This is a genomic window from Streptomyces sp. NPDC001536 (genome assembly GCF_042894505.1).
Taxonomy (GTDB): Bacteria; Actinomycetota; Actinomycetes; order Streptomycetales; family Streptomycetaceae; genus Streptomyces.
The window spans coordinates 16,717-38,221 of record NZ_JBIAVQ010000007.1 but is presented as its reverse complement, the minus strand read 5'-3'; the positions used below and the strand labels follow the sequence as shown (position 1 = coordinate 38,221).

Annotated in this window: 22 protein-coding genes; 10 read left to right on the top strand and 12 right to left on the bottom strand. The window is 71.6% G+C overall.

Features of this window, described 5'->3' with window-relative positions; all coding sequences use genetic code 11:
* Positions 1-14: 14 nt before the first annotated feature.
* The 4 genes from ACFY0U_RS20105 to ACFY0U_RS20090 form a co-directional block, all read right to left on the bottom strand.
* On the bottom strand, positions 15-368 hold the full coding sequence (locus tag ACFY0U_RS20105) for a UBP-type zinc finger domain-containing protein (protein ID WP_388637324.1): 354 nt from the start codon (positions 366-368) through the stop codon (positions 15-17).
* Positions 365-1,822, bottom strand: coding sequence for an ATP-binding protein (locus ACFY0U_RS20100; RefSeq protein WP_388637321.1), 1,458 nt, complete (start codon positions 1,820-1,822; stop codon positions 365-367). The genes ACFY0U_RS20105 and ACFY0U_RS20100 overlap by 4 nt, the downstream gene beginning before the upstream one ends.
* The gene (locus ACFY0U_RS20095) at positions 1,819-3,495 is read right to left on the bottom strand and encodes an FAD-dependent oxidoreductase (protein ID WP_388637318.1); all 1,677 of its coding nucleotides are present in this window, start codon (positions 3,493-3,495) and stop codon (positions 1,819-1,821) included. The genes ACFY0U_RS20100 and ACFY0U_RS20095 overlap by 4 nt, the downstream gene beginning before the upstream one ends.
* A 65-nt stretch (positions 3,496-3,560) precedes the next feature.
* Positions 3,561-3,920 carry a VOC family protein gene (locus tag ACFY0U_RS20090; protein ID WP_388637315.1) on the bottom strand — a complete coding sequence of 120 codons (360 nt, stop codon included), beginning with the start codon at positions 3,918-3,920 and terminating at the stop codon, positions 3,561-3,563.
* A 62-nt stretch (positions 3,921-3,982) separates the two neighbouring features.
* Here ACFY0U_RS20090 and ACFY0U_RS20085 point away from each other — a divergent pair, with 62 nt between their 5' ends.
* A complete protein-coding gene (locus tag ACFY0U_RS20085) occupies positions 3,983-4,855 on the top strand; it encodes a universal stress protein (RefSeq protein ID WP_388637312.1) in 873 nt (290 codons plus the stop codon).
* A 1-nt stretch (position 4,856) separates the two neighbouring features.
* Here ACFY0U_RS20085 and ACFY0U_RS20080 read toward each other — a convergent pair whose 3' ends face one another.
* The 3 genes from ACFY0U_RS20080 to ACFY0U_RS20070 form a co-directional block, all read right to left on the bottom strand.
* Positions 4,857-6,092 (bottom strand): DUF4032 domain-containing protein, encoded by a 1,236-nt coding sequence (locus ACFY0U_RS20080; RefSeq protein ID WP_388637309.1) that lies wholly within the window; start codon positions 6,090-6,092, stop codon positions 4,857-4,859.
* Between the two features lie 41 nt (positions 6,093-6,133).
* Positions 6,134-6,880, bottom strand: a complete 747-nt coding sequence (locus ACFY0U_RS20075; RefSeq protein ID WP_388637306.1) for an MBL fold metallo-hydrolase — start codon at positions 6,878-6,880, stop codon at positions 6,134-6,136.
* Between the two features lie 224 nt (positions 6,881-7,104).
* Positions 7,105-7,731 (bottom strand): alpha-ketoglutarate-dependent dioxygenase AlkB, encoded by a 627-nt coding sequence (locus ACFY0U_RS20070; RefSeq protein ID WP_388637304.1) that lies wholly within the window; start codon positions 7,729-7,731, stop codon positions 7,105-7,107.
* A 119-nt stretch (positions 7,732-7,850) separates the two neighbouring features.
* Here ACFY0U_RS20070 and ACFY0U_RS20065 point away from each other — a divergent pair, with 119 nt between their 5' ends.
* Together ACFY0U_RS20065 and ACFY0U_RS20060 are read left to right on the top strand one after the other, a co-directional pair.
* Positions 7,851-8,570 (top strand): TetR/AcrR family transcriptional regulator, encoded by a 720-nt coding sequence (locus tag ACFY0U_RS20065; RefSeq protein ID WP_388637301.1) that lies wholly within the window; start codon positions 7,851-7,853, stop codon positions 8,568-8,570.
* A gap of 16 nt (positions 8,571-8,586) precedes the next feature.
* Positions 8,587-10,260, top strand: coding sequence for an FAD-binding dehydrogenase (locus tag ACFY0U_RS20060; protein ID WP_388637298.1), 1,674 nt, complete (start codon positions 8,587-8,589; stop codon positions 10,258-10,260).
* Positions 10,261-10,281: 21 nt separating this feature from the next.
* Here ACFY0U_RS20060 and ACFY0U_RS20055 read toward each other — a convergent pair whose 3' ends face one another.
* On the bottom strand, positions 10,282-10,629 hold the full coding sequence (locus tag ACFY0U_RS20055) for a DUF488 domain-containing protein (protein WP_388637295.1): 348 nt from the start codon (positions 10,627-10,629) through the stop codon (positions 10,282-10,284).
* 141 nt (positions 10,630-10,770) lie between these two features.
* Here ACFY0U_RS20055 and ACFY0U_RS20050 point away from each other — a divergent pair, with 141 nt between their 5' ends.
* From ACFY0U_RS20050 to ACFY0U_RS20035, 4 genes are read left to right on the top strand one after another with little or no spacing between them, the layout of a single operon-like run.
* Complete coding sequence (locus ACFY0U_RS20050) at positions 10,771-12,156, top strand: M1 family metallopeptidase (RefSeq protein WP_388637292.1); 1,386 nt, start codon at positions 10,771-10,773, stop codon at positions 12,154-12,156.
* A gap of 41 nt (positions 12,157-12,197) precedes the next feature.
* Positions 12,198-12,929 carry a L,D-transpeptidase family protein gene (locus ACFY0U_RS20045; RefSeq protein ID WP_388637290.1) on the top strand — a complete coding sequence of 244 codons (732 nt, stop codon included), beginning with the start codon at positions 12,198-12,200 and terminating at the stop codon, positions 12,927-12,929.
* 19 nt (positions 12,930-12,948) lie between these two features.
* The gene (locus ACFY0U_RS20040) at positions 12,949-13,629 is read left to right on the top strand and encodes a response regulator (protein WP_388637287.1); all 681 of its coding nucleotides are present in this window, start codon (positions 12,949-12,951) and stop codon (positions 13,627-13,629) included.
* The gene (locus tag ACFY0U_RS20035; RefSeq protein WP_388637284.1) at positions 13,626-15,458 is read left to right on the top strand and encodes a sensor histidine kinase; all 1,833 of its coding nucleotides are present in this window, start codon (positions 13,626-13,628) and stop codon (positions 15,456-15,458) included. The genes ACFY0U_RS20040 and ACFY0U_RS20035 overlap by 4 nt, the downstream gene beginning before the upstream one ends.
* Here the strand turns inward: ACFY0U_RS20035 and ACFY0U_RS20030 are convergent.
* Together ACFY0U_RS20030 and ACFY0U_RS20025 are read right to left on the bottom strand one after the other, a co-directional pair.
* Entirely contained in the window at positions 15,414-15,668 is a 255-nt protein-coding gene (locus ACFY0U_RS20030; RefSeq protein WP_388637281.1) for a WhiB family transcriptional regulator, read from the bottom strand. The genes ACFY0U_RS20035 and ACFY0U_RS20030 overlap by 45 nt on opposite strands.
* 109 nt (positions 15,669-15,777) lie before the next feature.
* Positions 15,778-16,998 carry a saccharopine dehydrogenase family protein gene (locus ACFY0U_RS20025; protein ID WP_388637278.1) on the bottom strand — a complete coding sequence of 407 codons (1,221 nt, stop codon included), beginning with the start codon at positions 16,996-16,998 and terminating at the stop codon, positions 15,778-15,780.
* Between the two features lie 116 nt (positions 16,999-17,114).
* Between ACFY0U_RS20025 and ACFY0U_RS20020 the strand changes: the two genes are divergently transcribed.
* Positions 17,115-17,834: a TetR/AcrR family transcriptional regulator gene (locus ACFY0U_RS20020; RefSeq protein WP_388637275.1), complete on the top strand. Its 720-nt coding sequence runs from the start codon at positions 17,115-17,117 to the stop codon at positions 17,832-17,834.
* Between the two features lie 64 nt (positions 17,835-17,898).
* Here the strand turns inward: ACFY0U_RS20020 and ACFY0U_RS20015 are convergent, their stop codons facing one another.
* Positions 17,899-18,795 carry a LysR family transcriptional regulator ArgP gene (locus ACFY0U_RS20015; protein WP_388637272.1) on the bottom strand — a complete coding sequence of 299 codons (897 nt, stop codon included), beginning with the start codon at positions 18,793-18,795 and terminating at the stop codon, positions 17,899-17,901.
* Between the two features lie 69 nt (positions 18,796-18,864).
* Between ACFY0U_RS20015 and ACFY0U_RS20010 the strand changes: the two genes are divergently transcribed.
* Both ACFY0U_RS20010 and ACFY0U_RS20005 read left to right on the top strand, forming a co-directional pair.
* Positions 18,865-19,482 carry a LysE/ArgO family amino acid transporter gene (locus ACFY0U_RS20010; RefSeq protein WP_388637269.1) on the top strand — a complete coding sequence of 206 codons (618 nt, stop codon included), beginning with the start codon at positions 18,865-18,867 and terminating at the stop codon, positions 19,480-19,482.
* Positions 19,483-19,586: 104 nt separating this feature from the next.
* Positions 19,587-20,882 carry an MFS transporter gene (locus ACFY0U_RS20005; RefSeq protein ID WP_388637266.1) on the top strand — a complete coding sequence of 432 codons (1,296 nt, stop codon included), beginning with the start codon at positions 19,587-19,589 and terminating at the stop codon, positions 20,880-20,882.
* Between the two features lie 4 nt (positions 20,883-20,886).
* Here ACFY0U_RS20005 and ACFY0U_RS20000 read toward each other — a convergent pair whose 3' ends face one another.
* A complete protein-coding gene (locus tag ACFY0U_RS20000) occupies positions 20,887-21,339 on the bottom strand; it encodes a cyclic nucleotide-binding domain-containing protein (RefSeq protein ID WP_388637263.1) in 453 nt (150 codons plus the stop codon).
* Positions 21,340-21,505 lie beyond the last annotated feature (166 nt).

Below are 21,505 nucleotides of genomic sequence, written 5' to 3'. Positions count from 1 at the left end.
GGCCCCCGAGCCAATTAGGCCCGCAACGTCTTCGCCCAATCCGCGGGAACCCGTCCCTGCGGACCCGGCGCCGGCTGATCCGCCGGATGGCTGTCCGGCGCCGCGAGCGCGGGCCCGGACTCGAACATCTCCTTGGTCGAGAAGTTCCAGTACCACTCCTCACCCGGCTCGAAGCTCTGCACCAGCGGATGCCCGGTCTCCTGGAAATGCGCTGTGGCGTGCTTCGCGGGCGAGGAGTCGCAACACCCCACATGCCCGCACTGCGCACACCGTCGCAGATGGAACCACCATCCACCGGCGGCGTCGCACTCGACGCACCCGTTCCCGCTCGGCGGCACGGCGGTGTCGACTCCCTGGATCTCGGTCATTCCAACTCCTCGCTCGTGTCACTCTCCGCGGCGGTGAGCGGCAGCAGCACCTGGAACCGCGTGTCGCCCGGCTCCGACTCGACCTGAAGCGTCCCGTGATGCTTGTTCACGACGATCCGCCAGGAGATGTCGAGCCCGAGCCCCGTCCCCTCGCCCACCGGTTTCGTGGTGAAGAACGGATCGAAGATCCGGCTGCGGATCTCCTTCGGCACCCCCGGTCCCGTGTCCCGGAACTCCACCAGCAGCCGCTCGTGATCGAGCGCCGTCCGGACGGTCAACGTGCCTTCCCCGCCCGCGCTGTTGATCGCGGCGACCGCGTTGTCGATCAGGTTGGTCCACACCTGGTTGAGCTCCGCCGGGTACGCCGGGATCTTCGGGAGCGTCCGGTCGTACTCCTTGACGACCTTGATCTGCTGCCCGATCTTGCCGGAGAGCATCAGCAGGGTGCTGTCCAGGAGTTCGTGCACATCGGCGTTCTGAAAGGGCGCCCGGTCCAGCTGCGAGTACTGCTTGGCGGCGTCGACGAGGTGGGAGATGCGGTTGGTCGAGTCGTTGATCTCGTCCATCAACAGCTCGGTCTCGACGGTGTAGTTGAGCCAGCCGATCGCGTTGGGCAGGAGATCCTCGTCCACGGCCGCGGCGACCTGGTCCAGCCAGTCCACGTCGAGACCGGCCTGCACGAAGGTGGGGGCGAGCCGCCAGCCGTTCTGGATGTCGTGGTCGTCGAGCCAGTCGGTGACCGCGTCCTCGCGGTCCGAGGCCTCCAGCGGGCTCAACGTCGGTGCCTTGGCGACGCGTTCGGCCGTGCGGTCCTGGATGTCGATGAGGTTCGCCATGACCTCGGGGGCGTAGTTCCCCTGGGCGATGACGGCGAGCTTGTGCCGCATCTTGCCCACGCGTTCGCGCAGGGTCGCGGTGGCGCGGACGGCGGCGGCCGCCGGGTTGTTGAGCTCGTGGGTGAGACCGGCGGACAACGAACCCAGCGCGAGCAGCCGTTCACGCTGGCCGATGACCCGCTGGGTGCTCTGCGATCCGAAGAACAGCCCCTCCAGCAGATGGACCGCCATCGGGAACCACTCCTGCATGAACTCCGAGAACTTCTCACCGGGCAGCACGAAGAACCGGGTCGGTTCCGTGACCCGCATGGAGTTCTTGTAGACCTGCTGCACCCGGTCGCCGAGGTAGGCCTGCATGGACCCCGCGTACACCCCGCGCTGCGAGGTCCGGGTGACCTCCACGTCGTCGCCGCCGACCCGGCGGGACAGCACGACCGTGCCCTCGATCATCACGTAGAAGCAGGTCGCGGGCTCGCCCTCGGTGTAGACGGGCCCGGGTTCGAACCTCTCCACCCGCCCGGCACTGCACAACTGGCCCAGCTGTTCGGGGGAGAGCTTCTCGAACAGGAACAGCGCCCCGATCTCCGCGGGGCTGCACGGCACGAGCTGCCCGCTCATGACTGCTCCAGATACCGGTGGACGAGCATCACGGCCATGGCTCCCTCTCCGACTGCCGACGCGACCCGCTTGGCGGACTCGGCGCGCGCGTCGCCCGCCACGAACACGCCGGGGACATTGGTCTCCAGGTGGTACGGCGGCCGGTCCAGCTCCCAGTCCGCCGGCGGCCGTCCGTCGGCGGTCAGGTCGGGCCCGGCCAGGATGAACCCGTGCTCGTCGCGCAGCACCGTCCCGTCCAGCCAGCCGGTCAGCGGGGCCGCGCCGATGAACACGAACATCCACTGCGCGTCGACGAGTTCGGTCTCCCCGGTGTCCACATCGCGCAGCGTGAGCTGCTCCAGATGGTCGGAGCCGTGGGCGGACTCGACGACGGTCCGCGCGCGGACCGAGATGTTGGGGGCCTCGTTGATCTGCTGGATCAGGTAGTGCGACATCGACGCCGACAGGTCGGGCCCGCGCACCAGCAGGGTCACCGACTTGGCGCCCCGGGACAGGTACATCGCCGCCTGCCCCGCGGAGTTGGCGCCCCCGACGATGTAGATGTCCTGTCCCTGGCAGGAGGCCGCCTCGGTGAGCGCCGAGCCGTAGTACACCCCGCACCCGGTCAGGTCGGTGCAGCCCGGCGCCTCCAGCTGCCGGTACGACACACCGGTCGCCAGGATCACGCTGTGCGCGGCGACCGCGGAGCCGTCCGAGAACCGCACGGTCCGCGCCGCCCCGTTCACCTCCAGCCCCGCCACCTCACGGGCGGTGAGGATCTCGGCGCCGAACTTGGCCGCCTGCCGCCGCGCCCGGTCGGTGAGCTGGGCGCCCGACACCCCGTCGGGGAAGCCCAGGTAGTTCTCGATGCGTGAGCTCTGCCCCGCCTGCCCGCCGGTCGCGGACCGCTCCACGAGGACGGTCCGCAGCCCCTCCGAGGCCCCGTACACCGCGGCCCCCAGCCCGGCCGGGCCGCCGCCGATCACGACGAGGTCGTAGAAGTCCGCGGTGGGCGTCGTGGCCAGACCTACATGCGCGGCCAGATCGGGCGCCTCCGGCTCGACCAGGGGAGTGCCGTCCGGGGTGATGACCACCGGCAGCCGCTGCCCGTCCTGACCCGCGGCGGCCAGCAGCCGCTGACCCTCGGGCTCCTCGGTCGAGTACCAGCGGTACGGCACCTGGTTGCGGGCCAGGAACTCCCGCACGTCCGAGGAGCGAGCCGACCACCGGTGCCCGATCACCTTGGTCGCGGGCACCGGACGGTACTCACTGCACCGCCACGCCTCCAGGAGGTCGTCCAGGACCGGGTAGAGCTTCTCCTCCGGCGGGTCCCACGGCTTGAGCAGATAGTGGTCCAGATCCACGACGTTGATCGCGTCGATCGCCGCGTTGGTGTCCGCGTACGCCGTCAGCAGCACCCGCCGCGCGCCCGGATACACGTCCAGGGCCTGCTCCAGGAACTCGATGCCGTTCATCTGCGGCATCCGGTAGTCGGCCAGGATCACCGCCACCAGGTCCCCGCGCAGCTTCAGCTCGCGCAGCGCCTCCAGCGCGGACTCCCCGGACTCCGCGCGCACGATCCGGTACGACTCGCCGTAGCGCCGCCGCAGGTCCCGGGCGACGGCACGGGAGACCCCCGGGTCGTCGTCCACGGTCAGGATGACGGTCCGCGCTGCTTCGGCGGCCTGTGCCATACGTCTCCCACCCCGAGAGTTCGGCTGCGACTTCGGCCATCGTATGTTCGAACGTCCCGCTTCGCTCAGGTTCGCGTGCGGTGGTCGCCGAGCACGCAGAACTCGTTCCCCTCGGGATCCTGGAGCACCACCCACGGCTGCTCGCCCTGTCCGATGTCCGCGTGCCGGGCACCGAGCGCCAGGAGGCGGGCGACCTCCGCGGCCTGGTCGTCGGGGCGGAAGTCGAGGTGGAGGCGGTTCTTGACGGTCTTGCCCTCCGGAACCGGGTTGAAGAGCAGACCGGGCAGGCGGTCCTTCTCCGGCCGGATCTCGTACTCGTCGGGGGCGTCGTTCACGACCACCCAGCCGAGCGCTTCGGCCCACCAGCGGCCCAGGGCCTCCGCGTCGCGCGCGTCCACATTGACTTGCTCCCACACCAGGCTCATGCCGGCAGCGTAGTGAAGACTGGGGGCCGACGGACGTGACCGCGACACAGGGAGACAGCCGTATGACGCGCCCGATCACCGCAGGAGTCGACGGATCCGAGGAGAGCCTCGCCGCGCTGGACTGGGCGGCCCGGGAGGCGGTCCGCCGCGATCTCGCGTTGCGGGTGGTGCAGGCCTGGCGGTTCGAGGCGTACGACGCCGTCGAGGTGGCGACCCCCGACGCGCAGGCCGGGTGGGTGCGGGAGACGGTGACCGAGGCGACCCGGGCCGTCACCACGCGGTACCCGGGCCTCACCGTGACCACCGACCTCCTGGAGGGCGACACCGTCGAGACGCTGGTCGACGCGGCGGCGGACGCCGAGGCACTGGTGCTGGGCTCGCGCGGCCACGGGCCGGTCGTAGGGTTCCTGCTCGGCTCCGTCGGACAGCAGGTCATCGCCGAGACCACACGGCCGGTGGTCCTCGTACGCGCCGGGGACCAGCCCTCCGCCGAGGCCGCCGGACGCGAGGTCGTCGTGGGCCAGCAGGGCGAGCCGGAGGACAGTGCCGCCGCCCTGCGGTTCGCGTTCGAGACCGCTGCCGCGCGCGGGGCGACCGTGCGTGCGGTACGGGCCTGGACGCTGCCGCCGGTGTTCGCCTACAGCCCCGGCTCCCTCAAGCTCCTCGACGAGGCGGGAGGTCTGGAGCCGCGCGAGAAGAAGGCGCTGGGCGCCGCACTGGACCCGCTGCGGGAGCGGTTCCCCGATGTCCCGGTGGTGGAGCACGTCGAGATGGGCAGCGCGGGACAGGTGCTGCTGTCGGTGGCGGGGCGGGCCCAGCTGATGGTCGTCGGCAGGCGTGCCCACCGCACCGCCGTGGGCGCCCGGATCGGCTCCGTCGCCCATGGCGTGCTGCACCACGCCGAGTGCCCGGTGGCGGTGGTCCCGCCCGTCTGAGTCAGTCCTCGACGGTGGGCTGGAGCGTCTCGCGCGCCTTGGGCAGGACGTTCTCGATGTAGTCCTCGACCGCCGTGTCCAGGCCGATGTCGTGCTGCGCCCGCTCCGACAGGTACCAGCGGTGTTCGAGGAGCTCGTGGTAGATCTCGGCCGGGTCCATCGACCCGCGCAGTTCGAGCGGCACCGCGCGCACGGTCGGGCGGAAGACGTCCCGCACCCAGCGGTGGGCGAGGACCTCGGGGCGGGCGCCGAGAGGGTCGCCCGGGGCGTAGTCGTCCTGGGTGGCCATCCAGCTCTCCAGGTCGTTCAGCAGCCGCCGGGCCTGGTTCTCCTCGGTGTCCAGGCCCGTCAGCCGCAGCAGCTGGCGCTGGTGGTGGCCGGCGTCCACGACCTTCGGCACGAAGGTGACCGTGTCACCGTTGGCCGCGTGCTCGATCTGCATCTCGGCCACGTCGAAACCGAGTTCGTTGAGACGGCGGATCCGGCGCTCGATGTAGTGGTACTTGCCCGCCGGATAGACGGACGTGCGGGTGAGCTCCTCCCACAGACCGCGGTAGCGCGCGCAGATCTCCATGCCGAACTCGATCGGGTCCACGGAGGGGTGCAGCGCCCCGGAGGCCTCCAGGTCGAGGAGCTCGCCGCTGATGTTGACGCGGGCGAGGTCGAGGTCGTACTCGCGCTGGCCGTCGCTGAGACGGGGCTGGAGTTCGCCGGTCTCGGCGTCGACGAGATAGGCGGCGTAGGCGCCCGCGTCCCGCCGGAAGAGCGTGTTGGACAGGGAGCAGTCGCCCCACGCGAACCCGGCCAGGTGCAGTCGTACGAGCAGGACGGCCAGGGCGTCCATGAGGCGGTGCATGGTCGCCGGCCGCATCGTCGTCTCGAACATCGACCGGTACGGCATCGAGCCGCCCAGATGACGGGTGACCAGGACCGACTCCAGGGGCTTGCCGTCCTGGTCGGTGCGGCCGGTGACCACGGCCAGCGGGTCCACGCAGGGGATGGCGAGCCGGTCGAGGTCGCGGAGCATGTCGTACTCGTTGAGGGCGGGCCGCTCGGCCAGTTCCTTGACGGCGATCACCTCGCTGCCGGCGCGGGCGTACCGCACGATGTGCCGGGATATGCCGCGCGGCAGCGGGACCAGGACCTCCTCCGGCCACTCCTCCAGGGGGACGTCCCACGGCAGCTCCAGCAGGAGCGCGGGGTGCTCCGGGTTGGTCGCGCTGATCTGCAGTGCCATGGGTCGTTCGTCCTCGTCTCGCGGGTGATCGTCACCTCACCTTAGAGGGCACGCTCCTTGGCCTGAAGTGCCGCTTCACGGACCGGACCGCGGTGCGCCGGACCATGGCCCGGGAGCAGGAGGTCGCCCTCCAGCGCGGCGAGGACGTCCAGTGAGCCCACGGCACGGGCGCGCTCGTGGTGGAACATGTCGGGCAGCAGCTGGGGCCCCTTGACCCGCGAGGTCGGGTGGCCGCTCACCAGGGCGTCACCGGAGATCAGTACGCCGGTGCCGGGGAGGTGGAAGGCGGCGTGTCCGTCGGTGTGGCCCGGCGTGTGCACGGGGACCGGCCGGCCCGGCAGATCGAGCGCGCCCTCGGAGGGGAACGCCTCGGGGGCGGTGACCGGGACGTGTGCCTTGCCGCCGGAGCGGATCGCGTGCAGCGCCCACGGCAGGACACCCGGCCGCCAGCCGTTGCGCACGACGTCGGCGACGGTCACCTGGTGGAGGAACTCCCGGCGGGCGTGCGGCACTTCGGCGTCATGGAGGTACACGGGGGTGCCGTACGTGGCGCGCAGGTACTCGGCCGAACCGAGGTGGTCGTTGTGGGCGTGCGTGATCAGCACCGCCGCGACCGCCTCCGGTGAACCGCCCACCCGCGCAAGGGAGGCGAGCACCTGCTCGCGGTCCCCGGGGTAGCCGGTGTCGACCAGGGTGACGGCGTCGCCCTCGGTGAGGATCACCCAGTTGGTGTTGCTCCCGTGCACCAGGTAGGTGCCGTCGGCGACTTGCTGCACGTCCGTCTGCATGATCGTCCCGAGGGGTGAGGGCCTGCTCGACAGGCCCAGCAAAGCAGACCGGCAGGGAGGCGGAGGCGACCGGTCCGGTCGCGTCCCGAACACGGTGGTCGCCGCGCGGAAGAACACCGGACGCGGGCCCGGCGGAAGGACGCGCACCCGGCGGAAAGGCTGCCTCCGGCGCCGTCCGCCGGAGGCAGCCCCCTGCGTGCTTCCGAAGCAGCCGCCTCTCTGCCTCAGTGCACGCCGTGCGGGCGGAACTGGACGCTGATGCGTGGTCCCGCGGCGCGTGTCGACTTCGGTATGGAGTGCTCCCAGGTCCGCTGGCAGGAGCCGCCCATCACGATCAGGTCGCCGTGGCCCAGCGGGCGGCGCACGGTGTCGCCGCCGCGCATCGGACGCAGCAGGAGATCACGGGGCGCGCCGACGGAGAGGATGGCGACCATGGTGTCCTCACGGGCGCCCCGGCCGATCCGGTCGCCGTGCCAGGCGACGCTGTCCCGGCCGTCGCGGTAGAAGCAGAGCCCGGCCGTGGTGAACGGCTCGCCCAACTCCTCGGCATAGTGCGCGGTGAGCGCCTCGCGGGCCTGGGCCAGCACCGGGTGCGGCAGGACGTCGTCCACGCCGTAGAACGCGAGCAGGCGCGGTACGTCGACGACGTGGTCGTACATCTTCCGGCGCTCGGCCCGCCACGGAACCTTCGAGGCGAGTTGTTCGAACAGTGCGTCGGAGCCGCCGAGCCAACCAGGGAGTACGTCGATCCAGGCGCCGTGTCCGAGCGCGGTCCGTCGGATCCCGTCGAGGCGGCCGAGCCGGAGCTCGTCCGTCTGGTCGAAGAGCGAGGCCTGGAGGTGCGTGGTCATGGATCCAGCGTACTCCTAATTCGAAAATGTGTTCCCATCGTGTGGCGGTGTCTCGGAATCCGGCTCTTTCGATGCATCGTTGTATCGGATACATTCCCGTATCGAACGGAGGGCCGGACATGGCACTGGAGGGCACGGCCAAGCGCGTGACCAAGCGCCGGGTCCGCACGCGCGCCAACCTCCTGGACGCCGCGTTCGCGGTCTTCGCCGCCAAGGGCTTCGGGCGGGTCTCCATCGAGGAGGTCTGCGAGGCGGCCGGCTACAGCAGGGGCGCCTTCTACTCGAACTTCGACAGCCTGGACGAGCTGTTCTTCGCCCTCTACCAGCAGCGGGCCGACCTGATCGCCGACCAGGTCTCCGGCGCGCTGGCCCTCGACGGACCCGACCTCGACGTGCCCGCCGCCGTCGACCGCGTCACCGAGGTGCTGCTCCTGGACCGGGACTGGCTGCTGGTGAAGACGGACTTCCTGGTGCACGCCGCCCGGGAACCGGCCGTCGCGCAGACCCTGCTGGAGCACCGGGAGCGATTGCGCCGGGCGATCGCCGAACGGCTGGCCCGGGCGCAGGGCCACACCCCGCTGCCCGCGGTCCTCGGCGACCTCGACGGGGCCGCCCACGCCGTGGTCGCCGCCTACGACGGCGTCACCACCCAACTGCTGCTGGACCGGGACCTGGAGCGGGCCCGCGCCTGGCTCAAGCAATTGCTCACCGCGCTGCTGACCGACGGCAGCACCGCACCGTCCCGGGGGACGCCCCCCGGACCGGCGGCAGAAGGACAGGCCGGCGCGGACGGCCGGCGCGGATCGCGCGAACCACGTCCGAACAACATCACCGCATAAGGAAGGGACGGTCGCCATGGATGCCGACGTCATCGTCGTCGGAGCGGGGCTCGCGGGCCTGGTCGCCGCGCATGAACTGACCAGCCGGGGCCGCAGGGTCGCGCTGGTCGACCAGGAGAACGCCGCCAACCTCGGCGGCCAGGCCTTCTGGTCCTTCGGCGGGCTCTTCCTCGTCGACTCCCCGGAGCAGCGGCGCCTCGGCATCAAGGACTCCTTCGACCTGGCCTGGAACGACTGGCAGGGCAGCGCCCGGTTCGACCGCGAGGACGACGAGGACTCCTGGGCGGTGCGCTGGGCGCGCGCCTACGTCGAGTTCGCGGCGGGGGAGAAGCGGTCCTGGCTGGAGGGGCACGGCATCAAGTTCCTGCCGACCGTGGGCTGGGCCGAACGCGGTGACCTGCGCGCACACGGACACGGCAACTCCGTGCCGCGCTTCCACGTCTCGTGGGGCACCGGCACGGGCGTGGTCGAGCCGTTCGTCAACTACGCCAAGCAGGCCGCCCGCGACGGGCTGCTCACCTTCTACTACCGCCACCAGGTCGACGAGCTCGTCGTCGAGGACGGGCAGGCGCGCGGTGTGCGCGGCACCGTCCTCGCCGAGGACCACTCGGCACGGGGCGTGAAGTCCAACCGCGACCGCGTCGGCGACTTCGAACTCACCGCCCAGGCCGTCGTCGTCACCACCGGCGGCATCGGCGCCGACCACGACATCGTGCGCCGCTACTGGCCCGAGCGCCTCGGCACCCCGCCCGCCGAGATGGTCACCGGCGTCCCCGCCTACGTCGACGGGCGCATGCTCGACATCAGCGCCGAGGCGGGCGTACGCCTGGTCAACCGCGACCGCATGTGGCACTACACCGAGGGCGTCCAGAACTGGGACCCGATCTGGCCCGGCCACGGCATCCGCATCCTGCCCGGCCCGTCCTCGATGTGGTTCGACGCGCTGGGCCGCCGGCTGCCCGACCCGTGTCTGCCCGGCTACGACACCCTCGGCACCCTGAAGTACCTGCGCACCACCGAGGACATCGCCGGCTACGACCACTCCTGGTTCATCCTCACCCAGAAGATCATCGAGAAGGAGTTCGCGCTGTCGGGCTCCGAGCAGAACCCCGACATCACCGCCAAGGACCGGGTCGGGTTCCTCAAGGAGCGGATCCTGGGCAAGGGCGCCCCGGGTCCGGTGGACGCGTTCCTGCGCAAGGGCGCGGACTTCGTGACCGCGCCCGGCCTGGACGAACTCGTCGAGAAGATGAACGCCCTGACGGACAAGCCGCTCCTCGACGCCGCCGTCGTGCGCCGCCAGATCGAGGCACGCGACCTCCAGATCGCCAACCCGTACAGCAAGGACGCCCAGATCCAGGGCATCCGCAACGCCCGCCGCTACATCGGCGACAAGCTCGGCCGGGTCGCCACCCCGCACCGCATCCTCGACGCGGACGCCGGCCCGCTGATCGGCGTCAAGCTGCACGTCCTCACCCGCAAGACCCTCGGCGGCATCCAGACCGACCTGGACTCCCGCGCCCTGGACGCCGACGGCAGTCCGATCGGCGGCCTGTACGCGGCCGGTGAGGTGGCCGGCTTCGGCGGCGGCGGTGTGCACGGCTACAACGCGCTGGAAGGCACCTTCCTCGGCGGCTGCCTGTTCTCCGGACGGGCGGCGGGACGGGCGGCGGCACGGCAGACCGGCTGAGGCACACCGGCTGCGCCTCGGTCAGTCCAGCAGGCGTGCGAGCACGGCCGCGTGGCTCTCCTCAGGAGCCTTCGCGGCCGTCAGCAGGGTGAGGGGCCCCTTGCGGGCCAGGTCGCGCACGTGGTCCAGGAGCTCGGCCGCCTCGGGGGCGGCCAGCTCCGCCTCGTAACGCCCGGCGAACTCCTCGTAGGACCCCTCACCCGCGTGGTACCAGCGGCGCAGCTCGGTCGAGGGCGTCATGGCCTTGGGCCACTCGTCGACCCGCGCCGCGTCCTTGGACAGGCCGCGCGGCCACAGCCGGTCGACCAGGACGCGGACACCGTCCTGCGGCTCGGGCGGCTCGTAGACGCGGCGCACGCGAACGCTCATGATGGGGCCCTTCCACGGGGGTGGTGACGTGCCGGGAGCGTACTTCGGGGAGCGGCGGGACTTGACCGGCTCAAGGGTGAGTTCCCCCGAGATCACCCTTAGTGTGAAACCGTCTGCCACCCCCCAACCGCAGGAGCGCACGTGCCGCAGGCCGTCAGACGCACCGTCGTCCTCGGAACCGTCCCCGTCGCCCTGGTGGCGCTGCTCGGGGCGGCCGCACCCCCGTCGGCCGGCTCGTCCGGCGCGGGCGACCCGTACTTCCCGCTGGCCGGCAACGGCGGCTACCACGTCGGCCACTACGACCTGACCCTGCGCTACGACACGGACAGCCGCCGGCTCGACGGCAAGGCCGTCCTGTACGCCCGCGCCACCCAGAAGCTCAGCCGCTTCGACCTCGACCTGAACGGGCTCAAGGTCACGAGCCTGACCGTCGGCCGTGACAAGGCGGACTTCCGTCGCGACGGCCAGGAACTCGTGGTCACCCCGCGCAAGGCCCTGGAGAAGGGGCAGTGGTTCCGCGTCAACGTCGCCTACCACGGCGAACCGGCCCCGGTCACCGACCCGGACGGTTCCCTCGACGGCTGGATCCCCACCGACGACGGCGCCTTCGTCGCGGGGGAGCCGCAGGGCGCGATGACCTGGTTCCCCGCGAACAACCACCCCAAGGACAAGGCGTCGTACGACTTCACGATCACCGTCCCCAAGGGGCGCACCGCCGTCGCCAACGGCGTGTTCCTGGGGCAGACGACCGCCCACGGGCGGACCACGTTCCGCTGGCGCCAGTCCGAGCCCATGGCCGCCTATCTGGCCACGGCGACGGTCGGGAAGTTCAAGGTCGAGCGGTACACCACCCGCGACGGCATCCAGGTCTACAACGCCGTCGATCCGCGCGAGGCCGACGCCGCCGCACCCGTCCTGAAGAAGCTGCCGTCCGTCCTGGCCTGGGAGAGCGAGCTCTTCGGGCCCTACCCGTTCAAGGCCGCCGGCTCGATCGTCGACCGGGCCCCGAACGTCGGGTACGCCCTTGAGACCCAGACCCGGCCGGTGTACGACCAGGCCCCCGACCTGAGCACCCTCGTCCACGAGAGCGCCCACCAGTGGTTCGGCGACTCCGTCAGCCTGACCTCGTGGAAGGACATCTGGCTCAACGAGGGCTTCGCGACCTACACCGAGTGGCTCTACGCCGAACAGCACGGCGGCGACAGCGCGCAGAAGACCTTCGACGCGCTGTACGCCCGGCCCGCGAGCGACGGGCTGTGGGAGTTCCCGCCGGGCGATCCGGGCAGCGGCGCGAACATCTTCGGCACGCCCGTCTACGCCCGTGGCGCGATGGCCCTGCACCAGCTCCGCAAGGCCGTCGGGGACCGGGTGTTCCTCCGGATCCTGCGGGCCTGGGCCACCGAGCACCGCGACGGCCACGGGACGACCGCGCAGCTGGTGCGTCTGGCCGAGCGGGAGTCCGGGAAGGACCTGGACGGGCTGTTCCAGAAGTGGGTGTACGGGCAGGGCAAGCCCACCTCTCCCTAGAACCTGACGAGTTCCAAACAACTGTCGGCGAAGGTCGACGCATGATCACACGCAGACCCCACGTCGCGCTGCTGGCCGTCTCCCTCGTGCTCACCGGGTGCGGGGGAGGGGCGGTGGCGACCCCCGAGCGGCCGCCGACTCCCACGACGATCCAGCCCGCGCCGACCCTCTCCCTGGAGGTCGCCCCGCAGCAACTGCCCGGCCTGGGGCCCAAGACGTGGGCGAAGGTGCCCGACGACGCCCGCCAGGCCGTCGTCGTCACCGGACGCGGCAAGAACTCCCCGCGGTCCACCGTCGTCCTGTACGAGCGCACCGAAGCGGGATGGCAGGCCGGGCGGACCTGGCCCGCGCACAACGCGCTGCGCGGCTGGACCGACGACCACCGCGCCGGCGATCTGCGCTCACCCATCGGCGTCTTCGGCCTCACCGACGCCGGCGGACGGCTCCGCGACCCCGGCACCCGGCTGCCGTACGACCACGGCAGCGGCTTCACCGCGACCGGCACCGGCTTCGAGGGCGAACCCCTGGCGGGCTCCTTCGACTACGTGATCGCCATCAACTACAACCGCGAGCCCGGCACTTCACCCCTCGACTGGACCCGCCCGCTCGGCGCGGGCCGCGGCGGCGGGATATGGCTGCACGTCGACCACGACGGGCCCACCCACGGCTGTGTCAGCATCGCCGAGAAGCACATGAAGGAGCTCCTCCGGGCACTGGACCCGGCCCGCCACCCGGTCGTCGTCATGGGCGACGCCGACTCCCTGACCCGCTGAGCGGCTTAGGATCCGCCAGGTGTGCGCACATGTGCTGGTCGCCGAGGACGACGAGATGCAGGCCGAACTCATACGCCGCTCCCTGCTGGCGGAGGGCCACACCGCCACCGTGGTCCACGACGGCGCCGCCGCCCTCGACGCGGTGCGGCGGCTGAGGCCCGACCTGGTCGTGCTGGACCTGATGCTGCCCGTGGTCGACGGCCTCGGCGTGTGCCGGGCGCTGCGGCGGGCGGACGACATCCCGGTGCTCATGCTCACCGCCCGCTCCACCGAGGACGACGTGCTGCTCGGCCTGGACGTCGGCGCCGACGACTACATGACCAAGCCCTACAGCCCGCGAGAGCTGATGGCCCGGATCCGCACGGTCCTGCGGCGCAGCGGACGCACCGCGGGACTCGTCCGGGCCGCGGGGGTGCAGGTCGATCCCGTACGGCACGAGGTGCGGTGCGAGGGCGAGGACGTGGAGTGCACGCCCGCCGAGTTCGCGATCCTGCTGGCCATGACCGCCGAACCCGAGCGGGTGTTCTCCCGGCGGCAGTTGCTGGAGTGCACCCGTGGCATCGACCGGGCGTCCACCGAGCGGGCCGTGGACGTCCACATCATGAACCTGCGGCGGAAGATCGAGACGGATCCGCGCAGGCCGACCCGGCTGCTGACGGTGTTCGGCGTCGGCTACAAGCTCAGCGGCGGCCGCGGATGAGCCGCGGCATACCCCTGCGCAAGCGCCTCTCGGTCCGGCTGTTGATCACCTCCGTGCTCATCGCCGTGTGCTCGGTGGCCGCGACCGCCTGGCTGGCGGTGGAGACCACCACCCGTGCGCTGCGGGAGGAGCAGGGGCAGGTCCTCGCCGAGGACATGGACGTCCTCGCCCGGCTCAGCGGCTATGCGGCAACGCACCCGGAATGGCGCGGAGTCGGGTCGATGGTCCGCACGTTGTCCGAGAAGACGGGCCGCCGTATCGCCCTGACCACCACCGACCGCCGGACCATCGTGGACTCCGCGCCGCCCGGCACCTCCCTGCCGCCGCGCGCCGCGGCCACCGTGGACCCGCTGCGCACCGACACCTACACCGAGCGCGGAGCCCAGCGCAGCGGCATCGATCCGCGGGTGGTGGGGCCGTACCGGCTGACGGACAAGGAGCGCGCCAGGCTGGGCAAGCTGGCCCTGATACGGCAGCAGTGCTTCGCCCGCTACGGCGTCGAGGCCGACATCGTCGAGACGCCGAGCGGCCGGCCGGTCCTCAGCGAGAACACCGAGACGCCCCTCGAATGCGCCGACGGGAAGCTCAACACCCCCACCGCCGGGGAGGAGAAGGCCCTCGCGGACCTGACGCAACGGGCCCGCGGCTGCCTGGGCCGCAACGACCTGAAGCTCGTCGCGCCGCTGTTCGTCTCCGTCGACGTCACCACCCAGGGCCTGGACGGCCGTTACCAGCTGGGCAAGTTCGACGTACGGCCCGGGTCCGAGGCCGCCCGCACCGTGCGGAACTGTGTCGACGACGCGCGCCGCGCCCAGCTCGACCCCTATGTCGCGCCGACCGCCGAGCTGTTCCTGGGCGGCGGGGACCGCACCGCCGTGCGGTTCGACATGTCACCGGCCAACAAGGCCAAGGTCGTCGGCGTCGCCGGGCTGGTCCTCGCCGTCACCGTCGCCGTGACAGCCGTCGTCGCCACGCGGCTCGTCCGGCCGCTCCGCGCGCTGACCGCGGCGGCCCAGCAGCCGCCGGAGCTGCATGTGCGGGTGCCCGTGACCACGCGCGACGAGACCGGCATCCTGGCCGCGGCCTTCAACGACCTCACCGAACGCCGGGAACGCCTGGAGGCGCAGCGCAAGGCCATGGTCAGCGACATCGCCCATGAACTGCGCAGCCCGCTCACCAACATCCGCGGGTGGCTGGAGGTCACCAAGGACGGGGTGGTGGCACCGGACCCCGAACTGCTCGCGTCCCTGCACGAGGAGGCCCTCGTCCTCCAGCGCGTCATCGACGACCTCCAGGACCTCGCCGCCGCCGACGCGGACACGCTGCGGCTGCACCGCGAGCCCGTCCGTGCCGACGAGCTGATCGGTCAGGTCGCCGCGGCGTACCGGGTGGCCGCGGACACGGCGGGCGTCGCCCTGCGCACCGAGACGGAGGGCACGCCGTGGCTGGACGCCGACCCGGTGCGGATGCGGCAGGCGCTCGGCAACCTCGTCTCCAACGCCCTGCGGCACACGCCCGCGGACGGGATCGTCACCCTCGCGGCACGGTGCGAGGGTGACGATGTCGTCCTCGAGGTCGCCGACACCGGCAGCGGGATCGCCGCCGAGGATCTCCCGTATGTCTTCGACCGGTTCTGGCGGGCCGAGAAGTCCCGCAGCCGTCGTACCGGCGGCAGCGGTCTCGGTCTGCCGATCGTCCGCCACCTGGTGGCCGCGCACGGCGGCACGGCTCGGGCGACGAGCGAACCCGGCGCGGGCAGTGTCTTCACCCTCCGGGTGCCGGGACTACCCGGCGGTGCGCCCGGCCCTGGCCCGGCGCCGTTGCAGTGAGCGTCGTTCGGTCTCGCTCATACCGCCCCAGACACCGATCGCCTGCCCGGTGTCCATGGCCCACTCCAGGCACCGTTCTCGTACGGGACAGCGGCGGCAGACCGCCTTCGCCTGTTCCGTCTGCACCAGTGCCGGACCCGTGTTTCCGATCGGGAAGAAGAGGTCCGGGTCCTCGTGGCGGCATACGGCACGCTCTCGCCAGTTTTCCATCGATGTCACCTGCGCCCTAAGTCGTCCGTGCCCTCGCGGATGGCTTACTCGCTTTCGGGTCACCTGTCGATGCGCAAGTGAAACAACGGAGTTCTGGGAGAGACGGTTCTCACTGCTCGCGCAGCCCCCACGGAGAGCCGTACGCGGTCAGCAGATCCAGGAACGGACCGGCGGGGAAGGCCTCCGGGCCGAGGACGCCCGAGCCCGACCAGGCGCCCGTGGCGAGGAGTTCGAGGGCGACGACCGGATTCACCGCCGTCTGCCAGACCACCGCCTGGCAGCCGTACTCCGCCATGGACCACTGGTTGTCCACCACGTGGTACAGGTACACCTCGCGCGGCGCCCCGTCCTTGACCCCCTTCACCCAGGTGCCCGCGCAGGTCTTGCCGTGCATGAGTTCGCCCAGCGTCGCCGGGTCGGGGAGGCAGGCGGCGACCACGTCCCGGGGCGAGACCCGGACCGGTCCGTCCGCGCTCGGCACGGTGACCGGCTCGGTGCGGTCCAGGCCCAGCAGGTGCAGCGTCTTCAGCGTCTGGATGAACTCCTCGCCCAGGCCGTACTTGAAGGTGACGCGCTTGGCGTCGACCCAGCGGGGGACGAGCAGCACCTCCTCGTGCTCGACGTTCACGCACTCCACCGGGCCGATGCCCTCGGGGAAGTCGAACACCTCGGGCTCGCTGAACGGTGGCGTGGTGAACCAGCCGCGCTCCTCCTCGTAGACCACGGGCGGGTTCAGGCACTCCTCGATGGTGGTCCAGATGCTGAAGGACGGCGCGAAGTCGTAGCCGTCGACGGTGAGGTTCGCGCCGTCGCGGATGCCGATCTCCTCGATCTCGTCGAAGAGTTCATCGGCCGCGTACCGCGCGAAGACGTCCGACAGACCCGGCTCCACCCCCATGCCGACGAGCGCCAGCACCCCCGCCTTCTCCCAGCCGATCGCCTCCTCGAACTGGGCGTCGCCGAGTTTGACCCCGCATTCGTCGTAGGGGCGCTCGGGGTGCGGGCGGGACAGTGACATCGCCATGTCGACATACGTCGCCTCGGCGGCGCGGGCCGCCCGGAACAACGGCATCACGAAGCGGGGGTCGGTCGCGTTGAGGAGGACGTCGCACGCGTGCCGCTCAAGGAGCGCCGCCACGGCCGCCTCGTCGCTCGCGTCGACGCGCTCGGCCCGGAAACGGTCGCCCTCGGTGCCGAGTGCGGCGACGGCGGCCTCGGCGCGGCCCAGGTCGTAGTCCGCCACCACCATCGCCTCGAAGAACGGCCGCCGGGCCGCGATCCGGGTGATGGCGGTGCCCACTCCACCGGCTCCCACGAGCAGTACACGCATGACAAGCACTCCGTCGGTCGAAGGTCGAAGGTCGAAGACATCGAAGGGGCCCCTGACGGAGATACAACGCCGCCCGCTCGCATAAGGTCAATGGCGTTGGCATAAGGAGGAGCGGCATGCCGAAAGCGGTCGTACCCGAGGAGAAGCGGCGCCGGCGTCGCCCCACCAAGAGCGGCACCGTGCTGTCCGAGGAGCTGATCGTCCAGACCGCGCTGCGCATGCTGCGCGAACACGGCAGCACCGGGCTCACCGCCCGCCGCCTGGGCCTGGCCCTGGACGCCGACCCCAGCACCCTGTACCGCTACTTCCGCGGCATGGACGACCTGACCCTGGCGATCGGCGACGCGCTGATCGGACAGGCATTGCGGGGCTGGGAGCCGACGGGGCGGTGGCGGGCGGACCTGCGCGCGGTCGGGCTGCGCCTCCACGCCGCCTACCTCGCCCATCCGCAGGCCGCCGTGCTGACCACGAACCGGGTCACCGGGCGGCCCCACGAGCTCGCCGCCGACGAGGCGGTCCTCGACGTGCTGCGCACCGCGGGCTTCCCGCTGCCCGACACGGTCCGCATCTACCACGCCTTCATCGACCAGACCCTGGCCTTCGCCGCCCTCGACGCCGCCTCCCTGGCCCTGCCCAGCGCCGCGCTCCACGCCGACGAGGACATGTGGCGCTCGACGTACGCCCGTCTGCCCCGCACCACGCACCCCCGGATCGCGGAGGCGGCGCCCCTGCTGGCGTCGCGCATGGTGGACAGCGCCTATCCGACGGCACTGGAGATGCTCCTGGACAGCGCCGAGGCCCAACTGACCGCGCTGCTGAGCGGAACGAGCCGGTGATGCGGCTCGCCAGCCTCTCGCGAACACACGCGGCCGGCGCACCTCGGAGGTGGGAGGTCGGCGCCTAGAAGGTGAGCGCCTCCGCAGCCGCGGTGGCCACCGCCTCGGCCACGGACGCCAGTGCGGGCGAGTCCAGCTTCCACTGCTGCCAGTACAGGGGCGCGTCCATCGGGCGGTCGGGCGCGAGGTGGACCAGCCGGCCCGTGGCCAGCAGCGGGTCGGCCTGGACGTCGGGGACCATGCCCCAGCCCAGGCCCAGCGCGACGGCCGCCACGAAGCCCTCGGAGGTGGGGACGTAGTGGCGGGCGGGGCTGGCGCCGCCCCGGCCGCGGCGCAGGCTCCGTACGAAACGGTCCTGGTAGGAGTCGCGCCGGTCGAAGGCCACCGAGGGCGCCTCCGCGAGTGCGTCCCGCAGCGGGCCGCCGAGATACCGCTCGACGAACTCCGGGCTGGCCACGGCGAAGTACCGCATCCGCCCCAGCAGACGCACGGAGCAACCCGACACGGCGTCCGGCGACGAGGTCACCGCCGCCATCACCAGCCCCTCCCGCAGCAGCGTCGCCGTGTGCTCCTCGTCCTCGCGGTGCAGCTCGAAGGTGAGCCGGAGCCCGTCCGGAACGCGGTTCAGCGCCGGGAGGAACCACGTCGCCAGCGAGTCGGCGTTGACCGCGACCGACACCCGCGTGGACTCCCCGACCGCGCTCATGCCCAGCTCGGCCCGCGCGTCCCGCTCCAGCCGCGCCAGTTGCCGCGCGAACCGCACGATCACCTCGCCCGACTCGGTCGGCCGCACCGGCTTCGTGCGCACCAGCAGCACCCGCCCGGTGCGCTGCTCCAGGGCCTTGACGCGCTGGCTCACCGCCGACGGCGTCAGATGCAGGGCCGCGGCGGCCGCGTCGAAGGTGCCCTCGTCGACCACCGCCAGCAGGGTCCGGACCTGATCGAGGGGAAGCTCTGTCATCACGAGCGCTAATGATACGTAAGAATCTTTAGCTGTACTCCAGATCGGAGCCCGCCTAGCGTCGATGCCATGACCGCTTCGCTCACCGCCGCTGCCGCCGGATTCGGCACCGGCCTCTCGCTCATCGTCGCCATCGGCGCCCAGAACGCCTTCGTCCTGCGCCAGGGCGTCCGCCGCGACTCCGTCCTCGCCGTCGTCGGCATCTGCGCCCTCTCGGACGCGGCCCTCATCGCCCTGGGTGTCGGCGGACTGGGAGCGGTGGTGGTGGCGTGGCCGCAGGCGCTGACCGCGGTCGGCTGGATCGGCGGTGTCTTCCTGCTCTGCTACGGCGCCCTCGCCGCCCGCCGGGTGTTCCGGCCGGCCGGTGACGCCCTGCGGACGGAGGGCGAGGCGGCGGGCTCCCGCAAGCGGGCCGTCCTCACCTGTCTGGCGCTGACCTGGCTCAACCCGCACGTCTACCTCGACACGGTGTTCCTGCTCGGCTCCGTCGCCGCCGACCGCGGCGCGCTGCGCTGGACCTTCGGACTGGGCGCCGTGCTCGCCAGCCTGTGCTGGTTCGCGGCGCTGGGCTTCGGTGCCCGGCTCTTGAGCCGCTTCCTGGCCAGGCCCATGGCCTGGCGCGTCCTGGACGGACTGGTCGCCGCGACGATGATCACCATGGGCGGGATGCTGATCGCCGGGGCCTGAGCAACTCCCTGTCCGGAAGCTGAGATTGCGGGTCCCGCATGCTCAGACGGAGCTGCCATAGTGATCCCTGGTTCCGAAAGATGTAACGACCAACCAGGAAGCCCGTGGACACGAGCGAGAGCAGCACCGAAGAGCAGTCGACGGCCCCCAAGCGGGAGTCCGCCCGGCGCGGCTGGCGCCGGTTCGCGATGGACACCCGCCCGCTGCGCCGCCCGGCCTACCGCCGGCTGTGGACGTCGACCATCGTCACGGCCGTCGGCAGCCAGCTCACCGCGGTCGCGGTGCCCAAGCAGATCTACGACATCACGGGCTCGTCCGCGTGGGTCGGCTACGCGAGTCTCGCCGGGCTGCTGCCGCTGATGGTGTTCGCGCTGTGGGGCGGCGCGATCGCCGACAGCATGGACCGCCGCAAGCTGCTGTTCGTCACCAACACCGGGATCGCCGTCACCTCGCTGCTCTTCTGGATACAGGCCGTCACCGGCCTGGAGTCGGTGGCCGTGCTGATGGTCCTGCTCGCGGTGCAGCAGGCGTTCTGGGGTCTGAACGCGCCGGCCCGCAACGCCTCCATCGCCCGGCTCGTGCCCGCCGACGAGCTGACCGCCGCCAACGCCCTCGGCTCGACCGTCATGCAGACGGGCCAGGTGGTCGGCCCGCTCCTGGCGGGCGCCCTGATCCCGGTCATCGGTCTGCCGGAGCTCTACCTCATCGACGCCCTGGCGCTGTGCGTCACGGTGTGGGCGGTCTACCGGCTGCCCGCGCTGCCGCCCCTGGCGTCGCCGACCAAGCGCCGCGCGGGAGTGCGCGAGATCGCCGCCGGGTTCCGGTACATCTCCCTGCACAAGGTGCTGCTGCTGTCCTTCCTCGCCGACATCATCGCGATGGTCCTCGGCATGCCGCGCGCCCTGTTCCCGCAGCTGGCCTCGCAGACCTACGCGCCCTACGGCGAGGGTCTGGCCCTCGGTCTGCTGTTCGCGGCGATCCCCATCGGGGCCGTGCTGGGCGGGCTGTTCTCCGGAACGTTCTCCCGGGCCCGCCGGCACGGCTGGATGGTCATCGGCGCGGTCGTCGCCTGGGGCGCCGCCATCACCGGCTTCGGGCTGAGCGACAGCCTCTGGCTCGCGGTCGCGTTCCTCGCCCTGGCCGGGGTGGCCGACATGGTCTCCATGGTCTTCCGCGGGGCGATCCTGCTGTCCGCCGCCACCGACGAGATGCGCGGCCGCATGCAGGGCGTCTTCACCGTCGTCGTCGCGGGCGGGCCACGTCTGGCCGACGTCCTGCACGGCACCGCCGGCTCGGCCTTCGGACCGCGCGCGGCCGTCGCGGGCGGCGGCCTCCTCGTGGTGGCCGTGATGCTGGTCCTGGCGGCCGCCGTACCGGCGCTGCGCCGCTACCGCGTCTGAGCGCTCACCGGGCACGCCTGCTGATCGAGTACTGCTCCAGGAGCTTGCCGCGGGTCGTCTCCAGCCGGTAGGCCAGGATCTCGGCGACACTGCGCACGAGGATCAGGCCGAGCTGGGGATCCTCCTCGCACAGACCGAGCACCGCCGCCGCGTCGAACTCATAGGCCCGCACGGGGCTGAAGGCCACCGCGCCGAAGTCCCACTGGTGCGGCGGGAACAGCCACGACCAGCCGAGCAGATCCCCCGAGCCGAGACTGGCCACGGTCACCCGCTGCAGGGACGTCACCTGCTGGTCCAGGGAGACCGCGCCAGAGCGGATGACCCAGAAGCGGTCGGCCGTACCCCCTGGTTCGAAGATGCGGGCGTCCTCCGGGAAGGAGACCTCCTGGGCCAGGGCCATCAGGCGTTGCCGTTGCGGCGGGGGCAGGGCGGTCAGCAGTTTCGTCGCTTTGGTCATGACGCGGGGCTCCTCGCCGGCGATTCGGTTCCGGTGCTTTCCCTACGCCCATTTCAGCCGCTGCGGACGACCAGGGCACCTCGGCGGCGGACACTTCCCGTGCTGTCGTCGCGCGGGCATGAAAAAAGCCCTGGCTGGACGGGGGAGGCCAGCCAGGGCCGTATGA

Coding starts and splice junctions, on each gene's coding strand:
- ACFY0U_RS20105 (WP_388637324.1), bottom strand. CDS start 368: ATGACCGAGATCCAGGGAGTCGACACCGCCGTGCCGCCGAGCGGGAAC.
- ACFY0U_RS20100 (WP_388637321.1), bottom strand. CDS start 1,822: ATGAGCGGGCAGCTCGTGCCGTGCAGCCCCGCGGAGATCGGGGCGCTG.
- ACFY0U_RS20095 (WP_388637318.1), bottom strand. CDS start 3,495: ATGGCACAGGCCGCCGAAGCAGCGCGGACCGTCATCCTGACCGTGGAC.
- ACFY0U_RS20090 (WP_388637315.1), bottom strand. CDS start 3,920: ATGAGCCTGGTGTGGGAGCAAGTCAATGTGGACGCGCGCGACGCGGAG.
- ACFY0U_RS20085 (WP_388637312.1), top strand. CDS start 3,983: ATGACGCGCCCGATCACCGCAGGAGTCGACGGATCCGAGGAGAGCCTC.
- ACFY0U_RS20080 (WP_388637309.1), bottom strand. CDS start 6,092: ATGGCACTGCAGATCAGCGCGACCAACCCGGAGCACCCCGCGCTCCTG.
- ACFY0U_RS20075 (WP_388637306.1), bottom strand. CDS start 6,880: ATGCAGACGGACGTGCAGCAAGTCGCCGACGGCACCTACCTGGTGCAC.
- ACFY0U_RS20070 (WP_388637304.1), bottom strand. CDS start 7,731: ATGACCACGCACCTCCAGGCCTCGCTCTTCGACCAGACGGACGAGCTC.
- ACFY0U_RS20065 (WP_388637301.1), top strand. CDS start 7,851: ATGGCACTGGAGGGCACGGCCAAGCGCGTGACCAAGCGCCGGGTCCGC.
- ACFY0U_RS20060 (WP_388637298.1), top strand. CDS start 8,587: ATGGATGCCGACGTCATCGTCGTCGGAGCGGGGCTCGCGGGCCTGGTC.
- ACFY0U_RS20055 (WP_388637295.1), bottom strand. CDS start 10,629: ATGAGCGTTCGCGTGCGCCGCGTCTACGAGCCGCCCGAGCCGCAGGAC.
- ACFY0U_RS20045 (WP_388637290.1), top strand. CDS start 12,198: ATGATCACACGCAGACCCCACGTCGCGCTGCTGGCCGTCTCCCTCGTG.
- ACFY0U_RS20035 (WP_388637284.1), top strand. CDS start 13,626: ATGAGCCGCGGCATACCCCTGCGCAAGCGCCTCTCGGTCCGGCTGTTG.
- ACFY0U_RS20030 (WP_388637281.1), bottom strand. CDS start 15,668: ATGGAAAACTGGCGAGAGCGTGCCGTATGCCGCCACGAGGACCCGGAC.
- ACFY0U_RS20025 (WP_388637278.1), bottom strand. CDS start 16,998: ATGCGTGTACTGCTCGTGGGAGCCGGTGGAGTGGGCACCGCCATCACC.
- ACFY0U_RS20020 (WP_388637275.1), top strand. CDS start 17,115: ATGCCGAAAGCGGTCGTACCCGAGGAGAAGCGGCGCCGGCGTCGCCCC.
- ACFY0U_RS20015 (WP_388637272.1), bottom strand. CDS start 18,795: ATGACAGAGCTTCCCCTCGATCAGGTCCGGACCCTGCTGGCGGTGGTC.
- ACFY0U_RS20010 (WP_388637269.1), top strand. CDS start 18,865: ATGACCGCTTCGCTCACCGCCGCTGCCGCCGGATTCGGCACCGGCCTC.
- ACFY0U_RS20000 (WP_388637263.1), bottom strand. CDS start 21,339: ATGACCAAAGCGACGAAACTGCTGACCGCCCTGCCCCCGCCGCAACGG.